The 9,642-nt window shown below is 47.6% G+C and carries 8 protein-coding genes; 6 read left to right on the forward strand and 2 right to left on the reverse strand.

Going from position 1 to position 9,642, the window contains the following annotated elements; all coding sequences use genetic code 11:
* Positions 1-1,787: serine/threonine protein kinase (locus ACLFWI_RS19930; protein WP_446414357.1), on the reverse strand; the 1,787-nt coding region annotated here is incomplete at its 3' end.
* A gap of 463 nt (positions 1,788-2,250) precedes the next feature.
* On the opposite strand from ACLFWI_RS19930, the gene ACLFWI_RS19935 reads away from it, so the two are divergent.
* The 6 genes from ACLFWI_RS19935 to ACLFWI_RS19960 all read left to right on the forward strand — a co-directional run bounded on the left by ACLFWI_RS19935 (position 2,251) and on the right by ACLFWI_RS19960 (position 5,862).
* Positions 2,251-2,907 carry a DUF6391 domain-containing protein gene (locus tag ACLFWI_RS19935; RefSeq protein ID WP_446414358.1) on the forward strand — a complete coding sequence of 219 codons (657 nt, stop codon included), beginning with the start codon at positions 2,251-2,253 and terminating at the stop codon, positions 2,905-2,907.
* Between the two features lie 162 nt (positions 2,908-3,069).
* Positions 3,070-3,288 (forward strand): photosystem I reaction center subunit IV, encoded by a 219-nt coding sequence (locus ACLFWI_RS19940; RefSeq protein ID WP_446414359.1) that lies wholly within the window; start codon positions 3,070-3,072, stop codon positions 3,286-3,288.
* Between the two features lie 22 nt (positions 3,289-3,310).
* On the forward strand, positions 3,311-4,159 hold the full coding sequence (locus ACLFWI_RS19945) for a DNA-formamidopyrimidine glycosylase (RefSeq protein WP_446414360.1): 849 nt from the start codon (positions 3,311-3,313) through the stop codon (positions 4,157-4,159).
* Positions 4,160-4,224: 65 nt separating this feature from the next.
* Positions 4,225-4,443: an NAD(P)H-quinone oxidoreductase subunit O gene (gene ndhO, locus ACLFWI_RS19950; RefSeq protein WP_446406578.1), complete on the forward strand. Its 219-nt coding sequence runs from the start codon at positions 4,225-4,227 to the stop codon at positions 4,441-4,443.
* A 140-nt stretch (positions 4,444-4,583) separates the two neighbouring features.
* Positions 4,584-5,552: a malate dehydrogenase gene (mdh, locus tag ACLFWI_RS19955; protein ID WP_446414361.1), complete on the forward strand. Its 969-nt coding sequence runs from the start codon at positions 4,584-4,586 to the stop codon at positions 5,550-5,552.
* Positions 5,553-5,724: 172 nt separating this feature from the next.
* Complete coding sequence (locus ACLFWI_RS19960) at positions 5,725-5,862, forward strand: hypothetical protein (protein WP_446414362.1); 138 nt, start codon at positions 5,725-5,727, stop codon at positions 5,860-5,862.
* Positions 5,863-5,871: 9 nt separating this feature from the next.
* Here the strand turns inward: ACLFWI_RS19960 and ACLFWI_RS19965 are convergent, their stop codons facing one another.
* A complete protein-coding gene (locus ACLFWI_RS19965; protein ID WP_446414363.1) occupies positions 5,872-9,435 on the reverse strand; it encodes a helicase-related protein in 3,564 nt (1,187 codons plus the stop codon).
* Positions 9,436-9,642: the final 207 nt, after the last annotated feature.

Raw genomic sequence — 9,642 nt, forward strand, 5'->3', positions numbered from 1 at the left:
CGATAACGGGCAATCCGTTTCGCCCGATCTAATGGTGGATATAAAATTAACGTAGCTAAAGGAAAACCCGTGCCTAAAATTGCCCCCAAAACCATCCCATTAACTACCCCTATTTTCAAAGCCATTCCTAAACTAATTCCCAAGGCGGCGGATAAGACAGAAACGGCGGACGCTAACCATTGACTAAACCCCCGTTGCACACAACTTTGAGCCACACCTTCCCCTTCAAACGCCGCCATAAATACCACCGCATCCACCGCCGCAAACGCCGCAATTGCCATATCCGTCGCTCGGAATTGAGCGCCAAATCGAGCCACAAATATTGCCGCGACACCCGCAAAAAAAACAGCGGCTACGGTATCTAACGCTTTCACCTTGACGCCAAAGCGCGATCGCACCTTCGCCATCCCCTGACTAATCCACCCCGACGTAATCGCCGCCACAAGTCCCAAGAGAGCCACTAACACCGAAATGAAAACTGCGATCGCAATACCGACTGTGCCACTATGACGTACAATACCATCCCATGCCATTGTTTCCACCCAGGTGGCGGCGGCGGCAAAGAAAATCAATAATCCTACCGAAAAATAGGGTAATTTCTTCGCTGGAATCGGTACGGGTGCTGTCTTCAGTTTTAGGGTTAAGCTTTGGGTTTCTGGATGGGAATTGCTATGAATTAATATCTCCCGTTCATAAAGCTTATTCGCCATCAGCTTGCGCGTATCCACTGTAATTTTGCACAGCACTTGATTGCTGACAAAATGAGTTTGTTCAAAGTAAATCCATTCATGAAAATCAGGCGTGTGGGGCGGATCACTCAAATGAGGAGCGATTTGCCATCGGCTTTCTAATACCGTATCGGGAACGGAGTTCGTCAAAATGACCTTTTTAGTTATCTTTTCCCCCAATTTCTTCGCCGTAAACTCTAAACACGGGACGTTGAGATTTACCTCCGGCACTCGAATCACATAAATCGGGTTCAGCGCCTCTAACGCGGTTTCCGCATCCAGAAAACGGTCTTTCGGTTTCAATTCCACCATCGCTTGCAGCCACTCAATCCACCGCAAACTCAACCGAGGAACCCGATGTTTAAAATTAATCCGATAGTCTTCATCAATTAACTGACTAATATCAGTTGAAGCAATACCTGTCAGCAAACAAATCAGCGTTGCGCCTAAGCCATAGAGATCCGAGGCTTCACTCACTTGTTGATTAAACAGCAATTCCGGCGCGATGAACCCAATAGTCCCCTTGGCTACACTACTCATGGCAATTTCACTCCCGCCGATATGCGCCAAGCCAAAATCAACCAGGTAGACATTCAACTCATCATCAACTAGAATATTTTCCGGTTTAATATCCCGATGACTAATCGGCGGAAGGCGATTTTGTAAATAAATGAGAATGTTGAGTAATGAAACAGCAATTTGCTTAATCTCAGCGGGATCAAAACTACGCCGCACGGCTAAAGACGCGGCTTTTTTATAATCCTGGACTAAACAAAACCCCGTTTCAGTTTGAAATGAATCCAAATAACGGGGAATTCCTGGATGATTTAAGTCCCGTAAGACTTGAATTTCCCGTTCGATGGCGTCATAATCTGACCAATGTGCCTCACTTTGGGCAAACTGAAACTGTTTAATCACAACGGGTTCTTTCAGCGTTCCCTCTGACGTCAGGGGCGGAATTGGCACCGCTAGGTAGGTGACTCTCCCACCTGCGCGATTATGACCTAATTCTCGAACAACCCTGAAACCGTGGCTGGATAAGTCTGGAAAATTACTCATGAGGTAAGTCAAACGTCAAACGTTAGCTAGAGACGTGCCATGGCACATCTGTCAAATTCAGATCTCCCTCTTCCCTTATAAATCCCCCTTGCCTTTCTCTTCAAAAGGTGAAAGCTAAAGAAGGGTTCGTTTTTGTTTGACAGGGAAGCCAGAGGAGGCTTCGCTTTTTGACACAGGGAAGCCAAATGTTGCTTATGCTTTTTATTCTCCGGGGGCTAGGGGAGATCAGTCTTATCCAAGCAGTATTGACACCACTGTTTGTTACAGGCACGAACTAAGATGTACTGTGTCTAGATGCTTACCTGGTATTGTATCGCGTCGTTATGGGAGCAGAGGGAGCGGGGGAAGCAATGTAGAGACGTAGCATGCTACGTCTGGGAGCAATGGTACATTTTTCCTCACTTCTCCAATAACCAACGCTACAGTGAAAAGAATATCGGCGAGTTTGAGAGTACATCCTGCCATGACTTATACGACTTCTGCTCAGACGTGGGATTTTAACGTTCCTACACCCTATCCCAGTCAAGATACAGACTTACTCAAGCAACTGCCTTTTGTACCAGGGTTAAAAGAACTGTTAATGTTGCGTCAGGTTCATGCTCTTGAACATGCAACGGTTTGGGTTCTGGCTGATTTAGCCAATGCCAACTATACGTCACGCCCTAGTCGCAGTCGTGCGGGTACAGCTACCACCGTGCATGAGATGGATAATGATACTTTAGGTGGTTTATCTACTGAACAAGGATTTTACCTCTATGGTGAGGTGAATGTATCGGACTTGAGACGTGCGGTTCCTCTGGCGTTAAACCGTCTCACCCAAGGGGAATGGAATTTAGCGGTACATCCTCGTTGCGGTACGAATCTCTCCGTTGGCATGATGTTAACGGCTGGATTAGCCCTAGGCGCTCATCTCCTCCTACCCCGTGGTCCGATTGAGCAACTGATTGGTTTAGGTCTAGCCACCGCTACAGCCACCCAACTTACCCCTGACATGGGTATCCTGGCTCAACGCTACCTCACCACGGCGATTCCCTTTAATCTGGCTGTTGAGGATATTAGCGATACCTCCGATATCTGGGGACGACCTGCTTATTTCGTACAGGTGCGATGGCGGGATTAGACTCAAAAGGGTAGGAGGGTAGGTAAAAATTTAGTTAGGGCGGGTTTAGTCAAATCGGGGTTTCTTAACTCATCTTTGTAATAAAACTTAAAATAAAGAGTAAGCAGAAACCCCTGATCCAGTAGTACGCTGTAAAACTAGATTAGTAAGGGAAAAACTGATATGGCAGAAGTAGCACGCGGCGCAAAAGTTCGGATTAAACGCAAAGAGTCCTATTGGTATAACGATATCGGAACGGTAGCAACCGTAGACAAGAGCGGTATTATCTATCCTGTCATCGTCCGTTTCGATAAAGTCAACTATTCCGGCATCAATACCAATAACTTTGCTGAAAACGAACTGGTAGTCGTGGAAGCGGCGAAGAAGAAAGCTAAGAAGTAAGGGAACGGAATCACACGAAGCCGTGCCTGAATTGCCGGAAGTGGAAACAATTCGTCTGGGTCTGAAGCAAATTACCTGTGCCCAGGATATTCAGGGTGGGGATGTGTTGCTCCCGCGCACCATCGCCTACCCTGTTTCTGTGGCGGCGTTTTGGCAGGGTGTGAAGCAGACGAGAATTACCGATTGGCACCGACGGGGTAAATATCTGCTTGCCCACCTTACCCACTCTGAGAATGGGGATGCTGGGTGGTTAGGGGTGCATCTGCGGATGAGTGGACAACTCCTATGGATTCAGCAAACGGAACCGTTACAGAAGCATACGCGAGTGCGCTTGTTTTTTCCTCAAGGACAGGAATTGCGCTTTGTGGATCAACGAACCTTTGGTCGGATGTGGTGGGTGCCGCCGGGGGAAAAGTGCGATCGCATTATCACGGGATTGCAAAATTTAGGACCTGAACCCTTCTCCGAAGCTTTCTCCCTAGAGTATCTAACACAGAAGCTGAAAACGTCTCAGCGTTCGATTAAAACCGCCCTCCTCGACCAATCTCTGGTTGCAGGCGTGGGGAATATCTACGCCGATGAAGCCTTATTCGTGAGTGGGATTCATCCTCAAACGGTTTGCGCCCGATTAAGTGTAGATCAAATTGAACGTCTGCACCAAGGGATTATTCAAGTGTTAAAAGCGGGGATTGAGGCGGGTGGTACAACCTTCAGCAGCTTCCTCAATGTCCAGGGCGTCAATGGTAACTACAGTGGAGTCGCTTGGGTCTATGGTCGCACAGGAAAGCCTTGTCGCGTCTGTGAGACCCCGATTGAGCGGATTAAGTTGTCCGGGCGTTCGTCTCATTTTTGCCCAAGCTGCCAATCCTGAATGATGAATATGAGGGATAATAAGACTTTTGAAGTGTTGACATGACCTTAGGGAAGGGATAAATAATGGCAGGCAAGCTCAAGAAAGGATCATTAGTGCGCGTAAATCGCGAAACGTTGGATAATAGTGTGGAAGCTAAAGCCAGTGATACTCGCTTTCCTCCTTACCTGTTTGAAAGTGATGGGGAAGTGGTCGATATCCGGGGTGACTATGCCTTTGTCAAGTTTTATGTACCCACCCCGAATATTTGGTTTCGCCTCGACCAACTCGAAGTCACTAGCTAAAGTAGTAGCGTGACACGCCTAATTTGCTCCATTAGCCTGGTTAAAAATCCAGGCTTGCGCCCAAAAATGCTGTAAAATTGCGCCATGTTAGCTGTGCCACGTTAGTTTTATCGTCGCGATCGCAATATCGATCTATAGCCATGGCATCTTCTTCTAATTTACCTATCGCCTGCAATGATCACCGCGTCACTGTGATTGGTGCGGGTCACGTCGGTAGCACTTTGGCGCACCGGATTGCCCAACGCAATTTGGCAAATGTGGTACTTTTAGACATTGTTCCCGGTATTCCCCAAGGCATTGCCCTGGATTTAATGCAGGCACAGGGGATGGATTGTCACAACCGCGAGATTATTGGCACCAATGATTATATGGATACCACCGGGTCTGATGTGGTGATCATCACGGCGGGTTTACCCCGTAAACCGGGGATGAGTCGAGATGATTTACTCAAAATTAATGCCAAGATTGCGGTTGAAGTGGCCGAAAAAGCGATCGCGCGATCGCCAGATGCGCTCTATATTGTGGTCACAAATCCCCTGGATGTGATGACTTACTTGGTCTGGCAAATATTAGGATTACCAGTGTCGCGGGTGATGGGAATGGCGGGAATGCTGGATTCTGCCCGTTTCCAAACCTTTATTGCGATGGAGTTAGGGGTATCGATTGCGGATGTCAGTGGGTTAGTCTTGGGGGGTCATGGTGATTTAATGGTACCCTTACCCCGTTACTCCACGGTGCGAGGAATTCCGATTACTGAATTGATGGATGAGGAGACAGTTGATCGCTTGGTAAATCGGACTCGTCATGGTGGCGCAGAAATTGTGAATCTGATGAAAACTGGCGGGGCGTATTCCGCGCCTGCATCCTCGACTTGCGCCATGGTGGAAGCTATTTTGCATAATCAGTCGCGACTTTTACCCGTGTCATCCTATCTGGATGGGGAGTATGGTTTAAAGGATATTTTCATTGGTGTTCCCACAAGGATAGGATGTCGAGGTGTGGAAAAAGTTGTGGAAATTAACCTCACCGATACCGAACGCGCCGCCCTACATACGTCAGCAGAATCAGTTCGTAAAAATATTAAGCGGGCGCAGGAAATGTTGGCTTAATTGTCAAAACACTGATTTCACGGATTTATTGTCCAGATGGGGGTGGGGGAATGAAGGATTAGTTACACTGATTACACTGAAAAGTTAGTTCTCTATTAACAAAGGATGAAGATGTATACGGAATTGATATCATTTGTCCTTTGTTAGGGGTAACTGACAATAGGGATAATGGATGATTATGGCATACGCGATCGCGAACTCCCAGGAGTCTCAGGTTGAGTCTCCCGTTTTCTCTGTTGAAGACTATTGGCGGAATCCCCCTGACCATACAGAATGGGTAGATGGTCAGTTGGTGGAAAAGCAAGGATAGTTGACAGAATCACGGTTGAAGGCTGTCATGGAGGCTTATGTTCTTTTGGAGTAACTGCTCAAATAATGGCTCTCCAAAGCTCATCAGCCGCAGGGAAGGCATTTCATCAAATACTTCGGGATAAAAGGTAACATTGTAGTGCTGTCCTTGATAGGTAAGCTGCCAGATGCGATCGCGTAAGGATTCAAACTCGACACCCTCAGATTTGAGGCTGGCTGAAGTGGTGAATAACTGTTCAATGGTTTCTGGTGTAATCGGTGTTGGGGGTATGGGTTGGCGGATGTCTTGTAAGTCAGCTTCTACATCCATGGCGATCATCTCTTCTAAAGCCGGACGCAGGGGTGGGGTGTTGAGTACCTGCTCAAACTCTGACATTAACACATCCTCTTCTTCGGGATCTGCACTGATTGCCGCTTGCTCGATAAATGTAGGAACTTGAGCTAGAATCGGTTGTAAGTTGCCAACGACTGTGGCAAAGGCATTGATGCGATCGCGCAATTTGCGATAGACTTTTGCTTCTACGGTACCGTCATAATAGAAGTTGTGAATCTTAACAGTGGGATAAATCTGCCCAATTCGGTCTAACCGTCCAATCCGCTGCTCAACTCGCATCGGATTCCAGGGTAAATCATAGTTGATTAATACGCCACAGGTTTGCAGGTTTAATCCTTCAGATGCTGATTCGGTGCATAACAGAATTTTAATCTGTCCTTCTCGAAACTGACGCTTAATCACCTCTTTGGGTAGACTGCACCAGTCGCTTCCCTGGTAGAACTCGCCACCGCGTCCAGAGTAACAGGCGATTTGAGTGCCATACAGCGATCGCAATGACTCCCGTAAATAGTCCATCGTGTCGGTATACTGAGTGAAAATAATCACACTTTCCCGCTCAATCAGTTCCCGGCGTAGGGTATCAATCAGGTGAGAAAGTTTACTATCTTCCCCGGTGTTCTCAAACTGACGCAGTAAGTCTTCGAGATATTCAATCTCTCTGGGGTCTACGGGTTCTAAAAAGGATTCTAATCCAGTAATTACGGCATCATCGGCTTCGTCAATATCACTCAAGTCATCGCTGGTGATACTGCTACCGCTTCCTTGGAGTAGGGAATCTAAACGCCGTTGTAGGGATTCGCGGATGGCATAAAATGAACTGGTTAAGCGTTTGCGGTACAGAGTCATTAAGAAGCCTAACGCTTTCCGTTCCTGCTTTTGGGCGAGGCGATAGAAGGAACGCACGTATTCGCTGACGGCGCGATAGAGGGGAACTTCCCGGTTCGGTTCTAGGGTAATGGCGTTGTCTCGCACATCCCGCTGGGGAATGTCTCGGTCGAGTAAACCCAAACGATAATAGTGCCGCAGTGTATCACGGGTGTGGCGGAACATGAGGTCTTTGAGGGGAGTATTGACGGTGAGGTATTGGCGTGAGGTGGCGATGAAGGGTTCGTCGGCGAGATACTGTTTGGAGTTGACGATTTTTTTCCCGTCTTGCCAAACGTTTTGCAGTCTGTAGGTAATAAAGCGATTCTGTTGTTGTAAATACTGCTGTAAACGAGGACAGGATTGACCGCCGTGTTTGAAGTAATCGACGGACATCTGCTGCCAGAATTCTAGGGTAAGACGATTGGGCGGTTCGGGTAAGGTGGTGAAATAATCGCAAAAGTTATCAGCATAAGCCCAATGTCCCTGAAGTCCTAGCAGAGAGAGAAGGTCAAAGATTTCTATCGGGTCAATCTGCATTGGGGTAGCAGACAGTAGCACCAGAGCGCGTGTCTTTTCTTTAAGTTTTCCCATTAACTCCAGCAGCCGATTAGGAGTATCTTTCCGTGCTTGGGGGCTTTTGCGCCGTGCATGATGGGCTTCATCTAGTACGACTAAATCCCAAGATTCTGCCTCTAGGAGTTCCTGCATTCTTTCAGTACGGCGGACGAGGTGACTGGAGGCGAGGATTAAGTCTTTGGCGTTCCAGGGGTTAGTGGCGGTGGAAATGGTATGACTGTAAGGGTCAGTTAATCCCCCTTGTCCATAACTCCAAAAGTGAAGGTTAAACTTTTCTCGTAGTTCTTCTTGCCATTGGGGTTGAACGCTAGCGGGGGCGAGGATTAAAACGCGCTTGACTTTTTGGCTGACGAGTAGATAGCGCAGGATTAAGCCAGTTTCAATTGTTTTCCCCAGTCCAACTTCGTCCGCTATCAGGAAACTACGGGGGAACTGCTGGGCGACTTGACGGAGTATTTTGATTTGATGTGACCAAGGGGTTATCGGGATCGATTTGAGACAGAAGTCTAAACAGCCGGGATGTTGGTGCAGGTTGGCGAGTTGGGCAAAGGCTTGGCGTTCTTGTTCCCATTCCGTAGTAGTGCGGGCATCTTGCCCGCGAGGGGTAGCATCTTGCCCGCGAGGGGTAGCATCTTGCCCGCGAGTTGTGGTAGTGCGGGCATCTTGCCCGCGAGGGGTAGCATCTTGCCTGTTAGGGTTAAAGTTTAGCGAGCCATCATCATGATTAGGATATAGCGAGCGAGACGCTCGCACTGCGGTGGCTGCGGATTTTTCGTTGCTTTCAGGATATAGCGAGCGAGACGCTTGCACTGCGGTGGCTGCGGATTTTTTGTTGCTTTGAGCGGATTTTTCGTTGCTTTGAGCGGATTTTTCGTTGCTTTCAGGATATAGCGAGCGAGACGCTCGCACTGCGATGGCTGCGGATTTTTTGTTGCTTTCAGGATATAGCGAGCGAGACGCTCGCACTGCGATGGCTGCGGATTTTTTGTTGCTTTCAGTTACACTATCAAAAGCCTCTTTACCTTTTTGTTGAGGTAAAACCCTGCTATCGAATTCGGTTTGTTTATTCCACGTCGGTTTGGTAGCTGGTGTGTAGCGTAGCAGCTTTTGTCGAACGGCGTCTGGGACTTCAAAGACTCGGACGTTGGGGGCTAAATCGTTCCAGAGTTGTTCAAAGCGGAAGAGTTCTTCACTCACTCGCTCTAAATCGCGATCGCCTTCCCAGCTACAATACACATGAAATGATTCGATGTTGCTTTGCCAACCGCTGAGGGATTCGTTGTTGGAACCACTGAAAGCGAGTTGATCCCCTTGAGAATCGGTGAAAATGCCTACTTTTTCGTGGAAGATGTGGTCAGGATCAAGTTGGGTTTGGCTGGCTTCTGGGATGCCATTGGTTTTTAGGGGTATGGCTATTTTAATATCTAGGTAGCCGTTGGCGACTAGCCAACTGAGAATCTCGAAATGTTTGAGTTGAACGAAGTTCTCTGGCGGGTTGAGTTCGGTATCAAGGCGAGTGAGTAATGCGTCTCGGAGTTCATAACCCTGTTGGATGGCTTGCAAGTCTTGGGGAGAAAACTGACAGCCCATGATTAGCCGCACTTTTCCTTGATTATGCAGCATTGCACCTAAACCACGGGCGACTTGGCTTAAGATGGCGCTATTGAAGAAGCCGGATTTGCGGTCATATTGAACGGCGCATTCTAAGGCTGGGATGTAGAAGTCAGCAATGGGGTTATTTTCGTTACTAGAGTAGCTGATTCGCCAAGCGCGATCGCGTAATAAGCTCTTTGTCATGTAAACGTTATTGTCAATCATGTCGAAATTCTTGTAGTGCGAGCATCTTGCTCGCTACTTGTAGAGGAAGCCATATTTTGATGTTTATCATGGAGCCATATTTTGACTGGAGCCATATTTTGACATTTATCATGGAGCCATATTTTGACATTTATCATGGAGCCATATTTTGACGTTTATCATGGAGCCATATTTTGACGTTTATCA

The organism is Coleofasciculus sp., assembly GCF_046539235.1.
In the GTDB taxonomy this organism is placed as follows: domain Bacteria; phylum Cyanobacteriota; class Cyanobacteriia; order Cyanobacteriales; family Coleofasciculaceae; genus Coleofasciculus.